The following is an 18,555-nucleotide window of genomic DNA, read 5'->3' as shown; positions in this document are numbered from 1 at the left end:
TGGCGTCAATGGAGGTTAGGTAGATACCAAAAGCAGCAAGTAGCACGGACTATTCCCTCTCCTCGGGGAGAGGGTTAGGGTGAGGGGTAAATCGCCACGCCTATTTTCATAACCGAGGGATGTAGCCGATGTTTCCTTTCTCTGTCACCCGCCAAGCCAAGCCGCAATCCCATCGGCAGGCGCAAGCAGCGATCCATGAAGGTAGCGGCTATGAGCTGATCTCGTTTGACGCCGAAAAGCTCAACGTCTTCGCCGCCGAGGTTTACTACTGCGAACCCCATTGGCACTCGGCCCCTGAGCTGATCTGCATCTTGTCCGGAGAGTTTTCCGTGACACTAGGCCATGCCACCTCGGTGACCAGCGCGGGCAGCATGCTGTATATCAACCCGGAAGAAATTCATTCCCTTGAAGCTCGCGCCCCAAACAGCCAACTGCTGACCATCCAGTTTTCCCCCCATCTGTTTGATGAAACCCATCCGGCCCCGCTGATGTTTAATCAGCGCGATCGCGCAGCAGAGCAGCAGATTAGCAACGCCGTGATCGCCCTGCTCGATAACCTGGTCACCGCACAACCTTCGTTTACCCGCATAGCCCTGGTTTATCACCTGTTGGGCACGCTTGCCGCCGCAGCGCCAAACCAGGCCGACCAACAGCAGGTTGGCGTCAGGAAAAAAGACCAGCAACTGGTCAAATATGGCATTGAGTTTATCAACCTGCATTTTGACGATGAGCTCAACCTGGCCACCATTGCCGAGCACGCTGGCGTCAGCTACCACCACTTTTCCCGTATCTTCAAAAAGATCAGCGGCTACAACTTTAAAGAATATCTGACCATGATCAGAATTAATAAGGCCAAACTACTGCTGAAAGACACGACTATCCCGATCACCGACATCAGCTACACCTGCGGTTTCAGTGGCCACAAACAGCTGATTTTTGCCTTTAACAAATATTGCCGCATGACGCCAACCGAGTTCCGAAAAAGCTACCTTACCACCCTCAATTCGGCGGCAGAGCTGCAGATCATGACCGATTTCCGCTGTCTGCCACTGGATCGCCAGATCGTTGCACGTTTACGGAGCTTCAACGCTGACCCGCAATAGTGAAAATAATCATTGCCCTATACCGCCCATGGCTATACTTACCACAGTAGCTACCGCAGGTATCGCCGTTGCCTGACCCCTCCTGTCTTAACTGTCTGTGGAGCCGTGCCCATGAGCAAACCAGCTAAAACTCCCCGTCCTGTTAAAGCCCCAAGCTATCTGGATGCTCTACTGCCAATAGTCACGCTGATTTTGCTGGTTGGATCTTCCGTTGCTCTGTTTGGGCTTGAAGCGGTCAACGGCCCTTTGCAGGTGGCCATCATCCTAAGCACCATGATCACCGCGATGATCATCCTGAAGAATGGCCATAGCTGGGAGGAGGTTTCCGAGTCCGGCCGCAAAGGCATTGCCACCATCTCGGGGGCCATTTTTATCCTGTTTTCCGTCGGGGCGCTGATCGGCACCTGGAACATGTCCGGCACTATTCCTACCATGGTGTATTACGGCATTATCATGATCACCCCCAACTGGTTCTATCCGATCGCCTTTTTGGTCTGCGTTGGCGTTTCTTTGAGTATCGGCAGTTCCTGGACCACGGCGGGCACCTTGGGAGTCGGGTTGGTCGGGCTGGCCAATATGCTGGGGTTATCACCTGAAATTACGGCGGGGGCCGTGATTTCAGGGGCTTACGTCGGTGACAAGATCTCGCCGCTGTCTGAAAGCACCGTATTGGCCGCTCAGCTTAACGGCGTTGAATTGTATAAACATATCCGCACCCAACTTTGGACCACCGTTCCAGCGGCGGTCATTGCCCTGCTCGCTTTCATCCTGCTAGGACTCAATCAGCATAGTGCCTTTGATGCCACCGTCACCAACAACGAACTGACCCGCTTTAACGAACTGTTCCACATAACGCCGTGGAACCTGCTGCCACTGATTTTCCTGTTGGCGTTATCGGTCGCCAAGGTGCCTGCATCATTGGCTATCATGTGCTCGGCCCTAATGGCCGGGATCATGACGTCCTTCATGCAGCCGCAGGTGATCGATCGCTTTATTGTCGAACCCGATCTTGCCAGCCCACTGCTAGCCATCAAGGCGGTCTGGATTGCGATGGCGACCGGTTTCCAGGAGAACTCCGGTATCGAGCAGATCGACGCCCTGCTGTCACGCGGCGGTATGGACAGCATGTTGCTGACGATTTGGCTGATCATCGGCGCGGTGACGTTTGGCATTATGGTGGATGACTTCGGCCTGCTGAACAAACTGGTTACGCCACTGCTGCTACGGGCCAGAACCGTGGGCAAGCTGTTTACCTCGGTGGTTGCTACCGCGATTGGGCTGAATATTGCCGCGGGGGATCAGTATATTGCGCTGCTGCTCCCCACCCGGCTGTACCGTGCCGAATTTGCCAAGCGAGGGCTGGCGCCAGAGAACCTGTCGCGCATCGTTTCGGATGCCGGGATTGTCACCTCCCCACTGATCCCCTGGAATTCCTGCGGAGCCTATATGGCTGCGGTACTGGGTGTCTCGACCATGGCGTATATGCCGTTTGCCATCTTTAATATTGCCGCACCGCTGATCACTCTGGCGCTAGGCATCACTGGTTTTAATATTCGCCATATCCCGGTGGCTGCGCCATCAGAAGGAGATAATCCGAGCCGTAAAGCGGTTGAGTAGCAACAACCGTGAAATCAATACCGAGGCGACAAAAACCAGGACCAGTAAGGTAAATTTAAGCGTGGCGTCATTGAAGTCGTACAGCGTGGTAATGAAATAGAACACGCTGTAGTGAACGATATAGACGCCCACCATCGCCGGGCTGATGAACTCCACGACGCGGGTGATCAATCGGCTCTTGATGGCGATATTATCAAACAGAATAAACAGCGCCAGGCTCATACCAAGCAAGTGCAAGTGCTCCAACACGAACCAGCCGGCGACGCTGATCTGGGTATGGGTTGAAAGATAGAGTTCGTAGAAATACATGGAAATACCGAGAGGGATCACCAGCAGCCTGGCGGCCCACAGCACGCTGGTTTTCTTGGTAAACCGGCGGCCCGGAGCCTCCCCCAGCACATGACCAATAATGTAGTAGCCCCCCCAAATCCAGATGAACGAATAGCTGGAGATAAACAGCGGGTCGTCTTGGGTATCCAGCGGGCTGAAAATGTCCAACAGGGCTATCACGGCAACCAGCCCGGCAAACACGGCAGCGGTGATCCTTAAATGCTTAATGCCCTTAAGGATAATGGGATAAATTAAGTAGATGATACCCATATTCAATAAGATGCCGTTTTGTAGAATATACCCCTGATGAATGTATTGAGTTTTAATCAAGGATGAAACAATGTTCCAGAAAATCATGATCAGGATAATGGTTTTTACTTTAACCACGATCTCCAGCCTGGTGAGTTTCTCTACCTCATCCATGTAACCGATAATGATAAAAAACAACGGTTTGGCGATAATAGACACAAAGTACAATACCCCCATAGTATTGGCATGGAGGAAACACTCGGAGGCGCACATTTGGCTGGTCGAGAAGAAGGTGACGGCGGCAAAACAACTTAAACTCTTTAATGCCTGCTGGTTAACGCTGTTGATCATGGTTTTCCATCCATCACCGGGTTGATGTGATACACCCTACTGTTTTTTATAAAAATAATCTTAGTACATTAACACCCACTGCACAACGCGCATATTTAACCATGGTCCGAATTGCCATCTATTTAATGAGAATTATCTTAGAAACCAATGGACAGGTTTTGATATATTAACTATTTTTATACAACCTACGTTTTTATGCTTAAAGCACATTGACTCCCCTAGCCAGCAACAACCCATGAATTTTGTTATATCATTGATTTTAATTAAAAAATTAATCAATATGATTGTACATAAAAGTTACAACCCGCCAAAACAAAGCATTAACATTAATTTTGATATCTTTAAAGGATTGTTAATCAAGAATATTCTTATGTTTGGTTTTTTATTCCGTCCAGCAACAATATTTACCCCCGCCGGAATCAATAGTGCTGATGTTGAAGAAAAAGTTATTTGCGACAGGAAAATTTGCCGGTTATGACTATGATTTAATCGTAAGTCGGTTGGTAACGTTATCCATTAATTACGCAAAACTTTATTTGACTTGGTGTCAGTAAGGAAAACCATGACGAGCTCATCAACGAATAAATTGTCCCTATGGTCTCTCACCGCACTGGTAGTGGGCTCCATGATAGGGGCCGGTATATTTTCTTTACCGGCCACCTTTGGGCGCGCTACGGGAGGGTTTGGTGCCATTATCGCCTGGTGTATTGCGGGCGGTGGGATGTTAATGCTGGCCTTTGTGTTTCAAACGCTGGCGCAACGTAAACCCGATCTCGATTCCGGCGTGTTTATCTATGCTAAAGCCGGATTCGGTGATTATCTGGGATTTGCCTCTGCACTGGGCTTCTGGGCCGGGACCTGTATCGGTAACGTCTCTTACTTTGTGCTGATCAAATCCACCCTGGGGGCCTTCTTCCCGATATTTGGCGACGGCAATACTATTCCCGCGGTGTTGTTTGCCTCGGTCATTCTTTGGGGATTCCACATTCTGGTACTGCGCGGGGTTAAAAGCGCTGCGGCTATCAACACCATTGCCACCATCGCCAAAATCCTACCCATCCTGATCTTTGTCATTGTGCTGATCTTTGCCTTCAAAAGTGACGTGTTTGCACTCAACTTTTGGGGCACTCCAGAGTCCGCAGCCTCTTTGGCTAGCGTGGGGGATCTCTCTCATCTTGACGATTACGGCTATGTAGGTCATGCCGCCGCCGCCATCGTCCCGACCGCGGAACCCGAATCCCTGTTCAGCCAGGTGCGCAGCACCATGTTGGTAACGGTATTCGTCTTCCTGGGGATTGAAGGTGCCAGCGTCTATTCCCGCTATGCCAAAGAACGCAGCCACGTGGGGATTGCCACGGTGTTGGGGTTCATCGGGGTGCTGTGCCTGTTGGTGCTGATCACCATGCTGTCTTACGGCGTGCTGCTCCGTCCCGATCTGGCGGCGTTGCGCCAACCATCGATGGCGGGCGTGTTGGAAGCTATCGTGGGGCGCTGGGGGGCAATCTTCATCAGCGTGGGCCTGATTGTTTCGGTACTGGGCGCTTATCTCTCCTGGTCTTTGCTGGCGGCAGAAGTGCTGTTTTCCGCCGCGAAAAGCAAGAGTATGCCGAAGGTGTTCGCCACCGAAAACAGCAATGCGGTGCCCTCTTCTGCCGTCTGGCTGACCAACATCACCATTCAGGTGTTCTTAATCCTCACGCTGTTTAGCGATTACGCCTTCCAACTGGCGCTCGAACTGACCAGTTCCCTGACGCTGATCCCGTACCTGTTGGTGGGTGCCTATGGGCTGAAGCTGGCCATGACCGGCGAAACTTACGAAACCGATAAACGCGATCATAAAAAGGATCTGATCTTCGCGCTGATCGCTACCTTCTACGCACTGCTGATGCTGTACGCCGGTGGTATGAAGTATCTGCTGCTCTCCGCCATCATCTATGGCCCAGGCACGCTGCTATACATTATGGCCAAACGTGAACAGCACGCAAAAGTGTTCACCCCGGCCGAGATGGGGCTCTTTGTAATCGTTATGGTCGCCGCCGTTGTTGCAATCTACAGCATTGCCACTGGCGTTATCACAATCTGATCGAGGCAAGTCATTATGTCGACTAAAAAAAAGACGCAGTCCAAGTTTGGTGTTCATTCAGAAGTAGGGAAATTACATAAAGTCATGGTCTGCGCCCCTGGCAAGGCGCATAACCGGCTGACGCCGAGTAATTGTGATGAGCTGTTGTTTGATGACGTGCTGTGGGTTGAGCGCGCCAAGCGTGACCATTTTGATTTCATGACCAAGATGCGTGAACACGGCGTGGACGTGGTGGAAATGCACAACCTGTTGGCCGAAACCCTGGCGCTGCCCGAAGCCAGAAAGTGGATCCTGGATCAGCAGATTGTGCCTAATGAAGTGTCGCTGGGGATCTTGAATGAAACCCGCAGTTTCCTTGATGGCCTGGCACCACGGGCGTTGGCGGAGGTGCTGATCGGTGGCCTTTCCACTACCGAGCTGGCCAAAGAAGGCTATGCCGACCACGAAGAGCTGAAGCTGATCCGTGAAGCGGTAGGCATTACCGAATACCTGCTGCCACCGCTGCCGAATACCTTATATACCCGTGATACCACCTGCTGGATCTACGGCGGCGTGACCTTGAACCCACTGTATTGGCCTGCCCGTCACGAAGAAACTATTCTGACCACGGCGATCTACAAGTTCCACCCAGACTTTGGCGAAGCCAATGTTAACGTCTGGTGGGGGGACCCAACGGTGCACCACGGTACCGCCACGCTCGAAGGTGGGGACGTGATGCCGATCGGCAACAAAACGGTGCTGATTGGGATGAGTGAGCGTACTTCGCATCAGGCGATCACCCAACTGGCCGCCGCGCTGTTTGCCAACAAACATTCCGGCGTTGAACGGGTGATGATTGCCGCCATGCCGAAACTGCGTGCCGCCATGCACCTGGATACGGTGTTTACCTTCTGCGACCGCGATGTGGTGACGCTCTACCCGGCTATCGTCAATCAGATCAAAACCTTCTCACTGCGCCCGGATTCTGGCCCAACCGGCATGAAGCTGAGCCGCGATAAAGGCACCTTTGTTGAAGCCATTGCCGGAGCACTGAACCTGAAAAAACTGCGGGTGGTGGAAACCGAAGGCAACGACTACGACACCGAACGCCAACAGTGGGACAGCGGCAACAACATGGTGGCGCTCTCTCCTGGGGTGGTGCTGGCTTACGATCGTAATACCAAAACCAATACCCAGCTACGCAAAGAAGGGGTTGAGGTCATTGAGATTGTCGGTAGTGAGCTGGGCCGTGGCCGTGGCGGCGGCCACTGTATGACCTGCCCGATTATCCGCGATGCCATTGATTATTAATCGCTAAACGTGATCGGAAAAGGCCGGATTTTCCGGCCTTTTTTATGCTGACAGAATCACTGCGCGTCTACGCGGTGAACATCCCCGATTCAAAGTCCTTCGGTGACAATTTTAGCCGCCGCAGCCAACACGTCTTTACGGGCTTCGGCATTCTGCTGTGGCTGCGTGAAATAAGTTACCAATACCAACGGTGCGTGGTTCGCTGGCCAAATCACGGCGATATCGTTAGTGGTACCGTAATCACCGCTACCGGTTTTATCCCCAACCACCCATGTAGTTGGCAGACCTGCGCGAATGCTGGCTCCGCCGGTAGTGTTCCCCTTCATCCATTCAACCAGCTGAGCACGCTGTGGTTCGCCAAGCGCTTTGCCCAAGGTCAGGTTTTGCAGGCTTTTTGCCATCGCCAGCGGCGAGGTGGTGTCACGCTTATCACCTGGAATGGCGGTATTTAAAGTGGGTTCGGTACGATCGAGACGGAAGGTTTTATCGCCGATGGTACGCGCAAATTCTGTCACTTTTGCCGGGCCGCCAAGATGCTCAAGGATCTTGTTCATCGCCGTGTTGTCACTGTACTGGATAGTGGCGGCGCTGAACTCGGCCAGGGTCATCCCGGTATCCAGGTGTTTTTCGGCGATTGGGTTGTAGTTGACCAGATCGGATTTCTTGATCTCCATCCGCTTAGCCAAAAGATTTTTATCCGTCTCGCTCTGTTTTAACAACGCCGACACCGCCATCACCTTGCTGGTGCTGCACATGGGAAAACGTTCATCCGCGCGATACAGGGTCTGCGAATTATCGGCGGTATCGATCAGCGCCACGCCCAAACGGCCATCGGAGCTTTTCTCCAGTTCAGACAGTTGCTGCTGAATATTCTTCTGGGTATTAGCGGATTGCGCCCATAGCGGTGCGCTACCGAACAGCAACGGCATAACCGTAGCGACCATAAGGGTGGTTTGACGTAATGTATTTTTAACCATCTTTTGCCTCACATAAAATGGATTAACTCAGCGGAGTTCTCTTCAGATGGCGGGAAATATCCTCTGTTAGACCGTTATTGACAAGCGACAAGAATTTTCTCTAGCATAAAGAAAATCTTTTGGATAACACCCATGCGCTCTAATCTTCCCCTGAATGCCCTTCGTGCTTTTGAAGCCTCTGCGAGACATTTGAGTTTCACACGGGCAGCGCTGGAGCTCTATGTGACCCAAGCCGCCGTTAGCCAACAGGTTCGGCTGCTTGAAGAGCGCCTGGGCATGGTGCTGTTTAAACGCTTACCCCGTGGTTTAGAAATGACGGAGGAATCGCGGGCACTGTTTGCCGTGCTAACCGACGCCTTTGGCCATATTGAAAAAGCCTTCCGGCAGTTTGAAGGGGGACAATTCCAGGAGGTGCTCACCGTCGCCGCCGTCGGCACCTTTGCCGTGGGCTGGCTGTTGCCGCGTCTTGATCGGTTCAGACAAGAGCATCCTTTTGTCGAACTGCGGCTGCGCACCAACAATAACGTCGTCAATCTGGCCGCCGAAGGGCTGGATTTCGCCATCCGTTTTGGCACGGGTTTGTGGCCATCAACCCATAACGAAATGCTGTTTGATGCTCCGTTGACCGTGTTGTGTACCCCCGCTACGGCTAAACGGCTCGTCACCCCAGCCGATCTGCTGCAAGAGGATCTGCTGCGCTCTTACCGTGCTGAAGAATGGGAAAACTGGTTTGCTGCCGCTGGTCTGCAGGCGGTGAGAGTGAATGGCGCCATCTTTGACTCATCCCGTCTGATGATCGAGAGCGCCATCCATTCCGGTGGTGTGGCGTTAGCCCCAGCGAAAATGTTTGCCCGAGAACTCGCCACCGCGCAGCTGGTGCGCCCTTTTGCTACCGAAATCAACATGGGCAGTTACTGGTTAACCCATTTGAAATCGAAGGCAATGACCCCGGCGATGGAAATATTTAGCGAATGGTTACTGAAGGAAGCCCAAGACGCATAGCATGGGGTTCTACGCTGGAAACGCCGAATCACGCGTTTTTGTTATATTGAGTCTGAGCCTGGACGAGAAGGTTCAGCGATATTCATTATCGCCAGGGAGCGTTAATGAGAACAGATATTCAGCATTTTCAATCTGGCCTGATAATGAAAGTATATTATAACTTTGCATGCGGCATGTAAAATCACAGGTCGGCCAGTCATTAAAAATAATGACGCACCATAGCGGCGAGTGCCAATATAATTAAAGTGCCGATCCCGAAAATGAAAGAAACAACATATATTGACCTTTCCAATATTAAAGAAAGGTAGCCAGTGAAATTTTCAGATACCGATAACGCAAACGGTAACCATGCGTCAGGCCAGGTCTGTAGTACCAGACTAAAGTTAGGGGTAGTAGCCTGACACGCTTGGCACATGAGACCGGTTTCTTCTGTGGGCTATAGGACGTGTCGCTGCCTTGGCAGCCTGAACGCTGATGATTCAGCGGACCTGATAATTTGCTGAACATGTCCATAGTGCGTCTCCTCCCATCAAAAGATATAGACAGCATAAACCCTGGAGTCAACTCCAAGGCAACAGCGTTTTGGATCCATTTACAATTCATTACTTTCATAATTAGATCATTCAATGCTTGTGATATTTGAAATTGGCTAACGTAATTCTTATTTTAAATGATACGTTATTTTATTACAACGTATAATTAGTTACCCTGCTCGAATTTATATTTACATATCTTTGTGAAAATTGACACATTTGAAATTATGCTGATTTCGGTAGTTATGCCAAATGCAATTATCTGGAGCCCAACATGACCCAACGAAATGCATTTATTATTGCCCCAATACTTTTAGTTTTCTCGACGTTGACTTTTTCCGCAGCGAAAATAAATATGTAGACCTCCCATGGTGAAAAAATATTGTCAATTACACTGTCGCGCGATGTTGTTTCACCTGACGATGTCGAGGATCAGGCGAATGCTATCGCAGATAAAAAAAGGGGTCGATCATTACATGATCAACTCCATACTACCTGCTAGTCGCAACGGCAGCAGTTTGCGCGTAAACCCCGACTTGTATCGCTGTTAATCGTAACCCATGAATGCCCGCAAAAGGAACACTCTATGAACTCACTGGATCATCTGTTGGTAAAAAACCGGAGTTGGGCGACAGCACAACAATGGCGAGACCCCGATTTCTTTCCGCGACTTGCGCAGGCACAGCAACCAGAAATTTTGTGGATCGGCTGTTCTGATAGTCGTGTGCCGGTTGAAACCATTGTACGTGCGCAACCTGGTGAGCTGTTTGTGCACCGGAACATCGCCAATGTCATTGAAGAAAATGATGATAATTTGATGAGTGTGGTGCAATACGCCCTGGAACATCTTGGGGTAAGCAGCATCGTCGTTTGCGGGCATTACGGTTGCGGAGGGATCCAGTCTGCCCTTAATCATCATCCGATGCCTATTGAAAAGGATCCATTAACACGACGGTTATCCTCTTTACGCTTCTCACTGCGCCAACACTTGACCAACCCTGACAACGTCAAGGCTTCCTGTGTGGAACACTTGAAAATGGCGGTGCGAACTAACGTGCAGAACCAACTGAATACACTCAATGACACCTTACTGGTCCGGCGATTCTGGGAGCAGAATAAACCACTCACCCTGTTCGGCTGTGTTTACGATCTGCACACCGGATTCCTTGATGTCATAGCGCAGCGCAATACTGCCGGTAAAGCACTATGAAAAATATAGCCTGGCGTTTTGATCTCTCCGCCGGACTGGTGGTATTTCTGGTCGCACTGCCACTGTGCCTGGGAATTGCCCAGGCGAGCGGGGTTCCGCCGTTCGTGGGTCTACTGACCGGGGTTATCGGCGGCATAATTGTGACGCTGCTCAGCCCTTCTGCATTTTCCGTAAGTGGTCCGGCTGCCGGGTTAGTGACCATTGTCACCGGCGCCATTGTCACCTTGGGGGATTTCCCCTCCTTTCTGTTCGCGTTATTACTGGCCGGGATCTTACAGCTTGTTTTTGGTGTACTGCGCGGCGGTAAGTTAAGTGCGCTGATACCCAGTGCGGTGATCCATGGAATGTTGGCCGGTATTGGTATTTTGCTGATTTTGCAACAATTGCCGCTGGCGATGGGATATCCGTTTGGTCATGGGCTCGGTGAAAAACCCTCTTTTGAACAATTGCAGGCCGATATCACTCCGGCGGCTATACTGGTCACCGCCGGAGCGCTGCTGCTCATAAAATTATGGGGAAATTCATCCCTTAAGCAGCGACTGCACCTCACTGCACTGCCGGGACCTCTTATTGCTGTATTATGGGGATGTCTGTTCGTCTGGCTCGGCCAGCGGTGGTTACCCGAAATGACTAATCTTGCACGCATTGAACTGCCTGCGCTGACCAGCATTGAGATGCTGCAATCGCAATTCTCTCTGCCTAACTGGCAAGCATGGCGCAACCCGGCCGTGTATGTGATCGCGGTAACCCTTGCTATCGTCGGAAGTCTGGAAACACTACTATGCCAGGAGGCATTAAAGAAGATTGCCCCCGTCACACCCGAGCCTAGCGCGGATAAGGAGCTGCTGGCACAAGGGGTAGGCAATTTATTGAGTGGCCTTGTTGGCGGTTTACCGATCACCTCCGTGATCGTAAGAAGTTCTGCCAATGTTCAGGCGGGTGCACGCAGCCGACTTTCAATCCTGTTCCATGGGGTTTTACTGTTGCTCAGTGCTTTGTTGTTTACCGATTTACTCACTACCATCCCGTTAGCCAGCCTGGCGGCAATCCTGATTTATACCGGCTTTAAGCTGGCGCATCCTAAAATTTTCATGACGCTGTGGCGTCAGGGACTGACGCAATTTATTCCGTTCGCGGCCACGCTGCTCGGTATTATTATGTTTGGCATGTTAGCAGGGATCGCGCTCGGTTTAGCGGTACAGCTAACAAGCAGTTTGTATCAAAGCAACCGCCGTGCCTTGCAGTTGACGCATTACGGTGATCACTATCTGATCAAGTGCCAACAAAACCTGACATTCCTGAATAAAATGCAGCTAAAGCTTTTCCTTGGACAAATAAAGCCTGGGAGTGCACTGACTATCGATTGTGAAGGTATCGACTATATGGATGACGATATTCGTGAAATGCTCAATGAATTTCGTGATGCAGCAGGAACAAAAGGGGTACGGGTCGAGTTACATTCCTCGGTCAATGTCTGGTTGCAGGAGAACTATAAACACCCTAACGTTGAATAACGGCAGTTGCGAAAGATCATTAAAAATCACAGGCCGGAAATTTCGGCAGTTCCGGTGTAGAAACCTAACTTACGGGCTCATCCCCCTCACCTCAGCCCTCTCCCAATGCGTTGGCCGTATTCACTTGGGGAGAGGGAGCAAGTCCAGAGTCGCAGTCAGGTATAGAGGTCAATTTGTAGCACGTGAAGTCCCCTCTCCCTTTGGGTTTGGGTGAGGGGCGTCAACGTTCTTACAGCTCCTCACGTATCCGTTTGGCCGCACTTTGCAACAGCTTATAGGCCTCGTAGCGGTTAGCGTGCAACGGGTGGAAATCCGCATTCGGTTGATATTGGCTATCCAACTCGGAAAACTGCGCCATCGCCTGCTCCACCGAGGCGGCAACCTTCCCCGCCACAGCACCCAGAATAGCCGACCCCAGCAATACCGGCTCTTCCGCCTTGGTTGTCAGTACCGCGCAGCCACAGCTATCCGCCAGCAACTGCCGCACCAACGGATGACGGCCAGCCCCGCCGCTGATGACGATTTGCTCAACGGTTACGCCCATCTGGGACTGGGCATCGAGGATTTGCCTGAGCCCATAGCCAATCCCGCAAATACCGGCAATATACAGAGCCACCAGGTTATCGAGGTTGCTCTCCATACCCAAACCGGCGACTACGGCGCGGGAATGGGGATCGGCAAAGGGGGCGCGGTTGCCAAGGAACTCGGGAACCACATGCAGGCCATTGGCGAGTTTTACCGCTTCCGACGCAGCAACCATTTTGGTCAGTGCCAAATCGGCCAGCAAGGTTGGCAGTGAAATACCCAATGCCTTAGCCTGCTCCGCAGCCTCTGGTGCTGCGGGGTGGAACGAGACCAGCTGCTTGATCGCAGCCCCCGCCGCACTCTGCCCACCTTCATTTAACCAATATCCCGGCACCATCGCAGAGTAATATGGCCCCCAAACGCCTGGAACAAAGGCCGGGTTTTGCGTGGTGGTCATCGTGCAGGACGACGTGCCAAACACGTAAGCCAGGTTATTGGTGACGCCACCGCCGACACCGACAGTACCAATCCCGCCAGCATGAGCATCAATCAAACCCACGGCGACAGGCGTGCCCGCCACTAATCCCATTTCTTTGGCGGCTTCTGTCGTCAAGCCGTTGCCACAAGGGGTACCGGGCTCTTTGATACGATCCCCAATACGGCGGAACGCTTCGTCTGCCAACTCTTCAAGGCCGATGGTGCGGAAATAGTCCGGGTCCCAACGTTTCTCATGCGCCAGATAGGTCCATTTGCAGGTCACCGTACAGACGGAACGAGCCAGATCCCCAGTGGCGCGCCAGGTTAGGTAATCGGCCAGATCGAAGAACTGCCAGGCGCTATCGTAGACTGCACGCCGGTTCTCCTTCAGCCAAAGCAGCTTGGGCGTCTCCATTTCCGGGGAGATTTTTCCGCCAACGTAGTTAAGTACCGGATGCCCGGTGGCGTTGATCCGCTCGGCCTGCTCCGTGGCCCGATGGTCCATCCACACAATAATGTTGCGGTCGGGATCTTCAGACGGCCCTACCGCCAGGGGGTTGCCGTCTGCATCGAGTACCACCAGGGAACAGGTGGCATCAAAGCCGATGCCTGCCACATTGTCTGGGGCAATGCCGGATGCGGCAACCGCCTGCTTGATGCTGGCACACACCGCTTGCCATATCTCACGGCTGGATTGTTCAACATAATTTTCCGGGCCACGGAACAGGGTGATCTCTTGGCTGGCATGCGCCAACATGGTACCGGAGAGATCAAAAACCCCTGCCCGTGCGCTGCCTGAACCCACATCGACACCGATTACGACCTGCTGTTGATTGTTCATCATTTTCACCTATCAGAGATCGACGCTGTTTGGCAGGATCACCAGGTCACGCACGGTGATATGCTTCGAGCGCGTTACCATAAACAACACCGCTTCGGCCACTTCCCTTGGTTGCATCAGGCTGCCGTTGGCCAGAGCCTCATCCATCTTGGCTTTTGGCCAATCGTCCAGCAGCGCGGTAACCACCGGCCCTGGCAACACGGCGCCAACCCGCACGCCATATTGGGCCACCTGGCGGCGCGTGGAGTGCACAAACGCCTGAACGGCAAATTTGGAGGCGGTATAAATCGGCTCCCAGATCACCGGTACAACCCCGGCAATCGAGCTGGTAAACAGAATATCGCCAGATTTTTGCTCGATCAGATGCGGCAGCACCGCCTGTACCGAACGGAACGCGGCGTTAATATTGAGATTCAGCACGCGATCCCAAACGTCCGGATCCCCTTCCGCCACCGGGCCGCCAATATAGGCGCCAGCATTAGCGTGAAAAATATCGAGGCGCCCGGCCGCCGCTAAAATACCGGACAGCATGCCGGAAACCTGCTGCGGGTTGAGCAAATCGATGACCAGTGGATACGCGTTTTCGCCAAGTTCATCGGTGAGGCGCTGCAGCTTTTCCTGTTCACGGTCGATCAGTACCACTTTAGCCCCGGCCTGCAGGAAAATACGCGCGCACTCCAGACCGATACCTGAGGCCGCACCGGTGATCGCTGCGACCTTACCTTTGAGGGAGAAATTCAATTGGGTGAAATCTGTCATGGTTGGGTTCCTTTATTAAACAAGAGATCAAATTTTCACGACGAAGTCATTGCGTGAGAGTTCATCGAGTTAAGAATTTGGCTGTCAATATTGCCCCTCACCCTAGCCCTCTCCCAAAGGGAGAGGGAACCGAACGTGCCACAGATTAGCTACCGAGCCTAACTTCAGCACCGAAATAGCAAGGGCTAAAACGCACCTCTTTTCCTGACCCTGCTTTATATTTGCAAAAATTGGAAACGTACCTCTTTTCCCGACCCAGCCTTATATTTGCAAGAGTTGGAAACGTGCCACCGCCGCTGACCTTAACGCCGTACCAGCCCCCTCTCCCTGTGGGAGAGGGTTGGGGTGAGGGGACGTTTACGCACCCTGTCACACCCTTTGCTCACAACGCTCAATCGATTGAGCATCATTGCGACTTTTTATTTTTACTGTCAAGATATAGAAAATTGGGGAGCGAAATTTGTGACTGGGTTCAAAGCAAAAAAAACGACGATTTACGATCTGGCCGAATTGGCCGGAGCCTCCTCAAGCGCGGTAAGCGCCGTGCTCAATGGCAGTTGGAAAAAGCGCCGCATCGGCGCCCAACTAGCAGAAAAAATCCTGCGCCTCGCCGAAGAACAAGGCTATACCGTCAATCAGCAGGCCAGCCTGCTGCGCCGCCGCAAATCAACCATGATCGGCATGATCGTCCCCAAGTATGACAACCGTTATTTCGGTTCGATCGTCGAGCTATTCGAATCGATGGCCCGCGAACGCGGCCTATTCCCGGTGATCACCTGCACCAGCCGCGATCCTGAACTGGAAATCGAAGCGGCGCGCACCATGCTTTCCTATCAGGTTGACTGGATCATCTCCACCGGTGCCACCGCCCCCGACAATATCACCGAGATCTGCGCTGCTTCCGGTATTTCAACGTTAAATCTCGATCTGCCAGGCACCCTCGCCCCTTCGGTGATAACCGATAACTATGCCGGTGCCAAAGAGTTGACGTTACGAATTCTGGCCAACTGTGAAAAACGGCTAGGCTACCTCAAGCCTCTGATCTTCGTAGGGGGGCGCGGGGTTGACCATAACACCACGGAACGCCTGCGCGGCTTCAGAGATGCCCACCGGCAGTTAGGCGTGGAGATTATCGAAGAGAACCTGTTGGCCTGCGGCTATTCCCCAGACAAGGCCGAGCTGGCGATGAAAACCTTTATTGCTCAAGGCGGCGATCTACAAACCGGGCTGTTCGTCAATTCGACGATCTCGCTTGAAGGCGTGATGCGCTGGCTGGTGGCGTCTGGCTATCGCGGTGATAAACAGCCGGTGATGGGCTGCTTTGACTGGGACCCTTTCGTATTGCTGTTAGGCCATAACATCGTGATGGTGAAGCAGGACGTCAACAAGATGTTGCAGGCGGCGTTTGCGTTGATCGATGCCAACTCACAAGAAAAGCAACTGATTGAAATACCGCCGATCTTCCCAGAGATGATTTGAGGTAACTACGCTGGTATTTTTCGAACCGGGCTTCAGGTAAACATGCATTGAACAAAATAAACATCAACTCGAAATGGATGAAGATGAGTGGGTGAATGGAATTAAACCTTGCTCACATAAATGGCTAACCATTAATTCAAGCCGGACCGACTTCACGGGCCGGCTTAATTCAGGCGTTAATGGCCGCTCTTCGCTCATAGCGGCCCGTCAATTCATACGAAGGAAAGTAAGATGCTTTTGCCAGATTCAAGCTTTACAAGAACCGTATATCAATCGTCATTTGAAGAATGAGTCGTCAGCTATTTATTTCTCTGGATGGGCCCAAGGGAGCCGGTAAAACCACACTTTTGGAGGCCATTACGAAAGTACTAAGGGCAGACAACAAGAAGGTGATCCGACTTTGCGAGAAAAAAAGCGATCCCTACAGGAGGGAAACAATGGCCCTCGTTAACAAGCTCGCCAGAAATCCCACCCTGGATTTAGAATTGGAGGTTTGTGAGCGCTTTGCTGATAGCCGTGCCTGGATTTCCCAGCAAGTGCTGACTAAACAGCCACCGGACAGCATTATCTTGATGGATCGCTGGTACCCATCGGATGCTGCGTTTCGCCGGATGGTTCCATTTGCAGAGATTTTACAGCTTAACATTGAACGAAACGTGCGAATGCCAGACCTGCATGTCGGGGTTGTTACTGCGCCTGATATTTCATGGGCAAGGGCCGCGGCCCGACCGCGTGGGCTAAGTAGTACTGTGATTCATAAGCTGGAAGATCATGTTGCTTGTACCAAGGCGTTCGAGCGAGAAATTGCAGATAACGGCTGGGTTTTATGCCGAAATGAAGGAACGATCGAAGACGCAACGATGAAGGTGATTTCTGAGATCTACAGACTCCTGCCTTGCTAAGCATTTTGGCTGAACCTCAAGCAGCCCCTAACTAAACGGCGCATCATGCTGCGCTGTGAGTTGTACAGAGCTGGGCATCATGAACACTTGTCCTCGAACACCTATCTACCATGCCCCCGGTACATACATGAGTCTGGTGCGGCGAATAACCCGTCGATTACCCCTGCATGAACTTGGATTTCTTGATCCGGTACATGGTGGAGTCCCCTTCTGCCAGCAAGGTTTCCAGGCTATGGGGCGCGGTGGGATCAAACTCGACGATGCCATAAGAGAACGCCAGTTGGTAAGGGGTGATCTGTGAGGCATTATGTTCATCCACGTAGCGTTGCAGGGCTAAAATCCCCTGTTCGGCTTCGCTTTTGCTACGGCTGCCCATCAGCGCGACAAACTCGTCACCACCCAACCGGGCTATTACGTCAAAATAGCCAAACACCCGTTTCATCAGCTCGGAAAAGTAGACTAGCGCCCGGTCACCTTCCCCATGGCCGTAGGTGTCGTTAATCAATTTGAATTTGTCGAGGTCGATAAATATCAGGCTGGCCTTAACCCCTTTCATCTGACAATGATGCAGCATATGGCCTGCCAGGGAGATAAAACCACGGCGATTGGATATTTGCGTCAGCTCGTCAGAGGATGATGCCTGAAAGGCACGTAGCTCATCCTCTACCATCGAGGCCAGATCGCGCAGCGCCACTGCATCTTCGGCATCAAACAGCCGGGGTTTATCATCAATCAGGCACAGAGTGCCCATCTTGAGATTGCCGGAGAAACTCAGAGGACAACCAGCGTAGAATCGGACGTGTGGCGCATCTTTGACAAACGGGTTATCCGCAAAGCGCTCATCCTGCAACGTATCGGGTACCAGCAGGATATCGTTACCCAGGATCGCGTGACCGCACAATGAGAGATCCCTTGGCGTTTCGGTAGCCGCCCCCAATCCACAGCTGGATTTGAACCATTGGCGATTTTCATCGATCAGGCTCACCAAGGCAATGGGTACGCCGAACAGCCGCCGGGCCATACGTGTCACCCGATCGAAGCGCTCTTCTGGCAACGTATCCAACAGATGCAGGGAACGCAGAGCCTTCAATCGCTGTACTTCATTTGCAGGTATCTCTGGCGTTTTCATCGCTACATCTACTCCAATTAAACTCAAGGTCTTTCTCGGGAAAGCAAAACCGCAAGTTGCAGGATAATATCGTTCGCCACCGCTGGCAATCTGATGCACAAAACAGATACCACTTTGCCCCTGTTTTCAGCCGTTTGATTAGGATATAGCCACTTAAACTAGACATTTAGCTTAAAAGCAAGGC

General features: G+C 52.0%; 14 protein-coding genes. 9 read left to right on the top strand and 5 right to left on the bottom strand.

Features of this window, described 5'->3' with window-relative positions:
* Window positions 1–128 precede the first annotated feature (128 nt).
* Together ACX9GU_RS13755 and ACX9GU_RS13750 are read left to right on the top strand one after the other, a co-directional pair.
* Complete coding sequence (locus ACX9GU_RS13755) at window positions 129–1,103, top strand: helix-turn-helix transcriptional regulator (RefSeq protein ID WP_473191890.1); 975 nt, start codon at window positions 129–131, stop codon at window positions 1,101–1,103.
* A 111-nt stretch (window positions 1,104–1,214) separates the two neighbouring features.
* Window positions 1,215–2,720 (top strand): Na+/H+ antiporter NhaC family protein, encoded by a 1,506-nt coding sequence (locus tag ACX9GU_RS13750; protein ID WP_473191889.1) that lies wholly within the window; start codon window positions 1,215–1,217, stop codon window positions 2,718–2,720.
* Here the strand turns inward: ACX9GU_RS13750 and ACX9GU_RS13745 are convergent.
* Window positions 2,682–3,650 carry an acyltransferase family protein gene (locus ACX9GU_RS13745; protein ID WP_473191888.1) on the bottom strand — a complete coding sequence of 323 codons (969 nt, stop codon included), beginning with the start codon at window positions 3,648–3,650 and terminating at the stop codon, window positions 2,682–2,684. The genes ACX9GU_RS13750 and ACX9GU_RS13745 overlap by 39 nt on opposite strands.
* 562 nt (window positions 3,651–4,212) lie before the next feature.
* On the opposite strand from ACX9GU_RS13745, the gene ACX9GU_RS13740 reads away from it, so the two are divergent.
* Together ACX9GU_RS13740 and arcA are read left to right on the top strand one after the other, a co-directional pair.
* Complete coding sequence (locus ACX9GU_RS13740; RefSeq protein WP_473191887.1) at window positions 4,213–5,733, top strand: amino acid permease; 1,521 nt, start codon at window positions 4,213–4,215, stop codon at window positions 5,731–5,733.
* A 15-nt stretch (window positions 5,734–5,748) separates the two neighbouring features.
* Window positions 5,749–7,023, top strand: coding sequence for an arginine deiminase (gene arcA, locus ACX9GU_RS13735; protein ID WP_021177942.1), 1,275 nt, complete (start codon window positions 5,749–5,751; stop codon window positions 7,021–7,023).
* Window positions 7,024–7,112: 89 nt separating this feature from the next.
* On the opposite strand, the gene blaFONA is transcribed toward arcA, so the two are convergent.
* Window positions 7,113–8,000, bottom strand: coding sequence for an FONA family class A beta-lactamase (blaFONA, locus tag ACX9GU_RS13730; RefSeq protein WP_473191886.1), 888 nt, complete (start codon window positions 7,998–8,000; stop codon window positions 7,113–7,115).
* Between the two features lie 132 nt (window positions 8,001–8,132).
* Here blaFONA and ACX9GU_RS13725 point away from each other — a divergent pair, with 132 nt between their 5' ends.
* From ACX9GU_RS13725 to ACX9GU_RS13715, 3 genes are all read left to right on the top strand, one after another.
* Window positions 8,133–9,002 (top strand): LysR family transcriptional regulator, encoded by an 870-nt coding sequence (locus ACX9GU_RS13725; protein WP_473191885.1) that lies wholly within the window; start codon window positions 8,133–8,135, stop codon window positions 9,000–9,002.
* Window positions 9,003–10,121: 1,119 nt separating this feature from the next.
* Window positions 10,122–10,745, top strand: a complete 624-nt coding sequence (locus ACX9GU_RS13720) for a carbonic anhydrase (protein WP_473191884.1) — start codon at window positions 10,122–10,124, stop codon at window positions 10,743–10,745.
* Window positions 10,742–12,259 carry a SulP family inorganic anion transporter gene (locus ACX9GU_RS13715; RefSeq protein ID WP_473191883.1) on the top strand — a complete coding sequence of 506 codons (1,518 nt, stop codon included), beginning with the start codon at window positions 10,742–10,744 and terminating at the stop codon, window positions 12,257–12,259. The genes ACX9GU_RS13720 and ACX9GU_RS13715 overlap by 4 nt, the downstream gene beginning before the upstream one ends.
* A gap of 229 nt (window positions 12,260–12,488) precedes the next feature.
* Here ACX9GU_RS13715 and ACX9GU_RS13710 read toward each other — a convergent pair whose 3' ends face one another.
* Window positions 12,489–14,102, bottom strand: a complete 1,614-nt coding sequence (locus tag ACX9GU_RS13710; protein ID WP_473195177.1) for an FGGY-family carbohydrate kinase — start codon at window positions 14,100–14,102, stop codon at window positions 12,489–12,491.
* 12 nt (window positions 14,103–14,114) lie between these two features.
* Window positions 14,115–14,861 carry an SDR family oxidoreductase gene (locus tag ACX9GU_RS13705; protein ID WP_473191882.1) on the bottom strand — a complete coding sequence of 249 codons (747 nt, stop codon included), beginning with the start codon at window positions 14,859–14,861 and terminating at the stop codon, window positions 14,115–14,117.
* 462 nt (window positions 14,862–15,323) lie between these two features.
* On the opposite strand from ACX9GU_RS13705, the gene ACX9GU_RS13700 reads away from it, so the two are divergent.
* Together ACX9GU_RS13700 and ACX9GU_RS13695 are read left to right on the top strand one after the other, a co-directional pair.
* Window positions 15,324–16,340: a LacI family DNA-binding transcriptional regulator gene (locus ACX9GU_RS13700; RefSeq protein WP_473191881.1), complete on the top strand. Its 1,017-nt coding sequence runs from the start codon at window positions 15,324–15,326 to the stop codon at window positions 16,338–16,340.
* A gap of 287 nt (window positions 16,341–16,627) precedes the next feature.
* On the top strand, window positions 16,628–17,242 hold the full coding sequence (locus ACX9GU_RS13695; protein ID WP_473191880.1) for a dTMP kinase: 615 nt from the start codon (window positions 16,628–16,630) through the stop codon (window positions 17,240–17,242).
* Window positions 17,243–17,399: 157 nt separating this feature from the next.
* On the opposite strand, the gene ACX9GU_RS13690 is transcribed toward ACX9GU_RS13695, so the two are convergent.
* On the bottom strand, window positions 17,400–18,398 hold the full coding sequence (locus ACX9GU_RS13690) for a GGDEF domain-containing protein (RefSeq protein ID WP_473191879.1): 999 nt from the start codon (window positions 18,396–18,398) through the stop codon (window positions 17,400–17,402).
* Window positions 18,399–18,555: the final 157 nt, after the last annotated feature.

This window comes from Serratia sp. K1WW1 (assembly GCF_055790865.1).
Note: the sequence above shows the minus strand (reverse complement) of the source record. Positions and strands in the feature narration are given on the sequence as shown.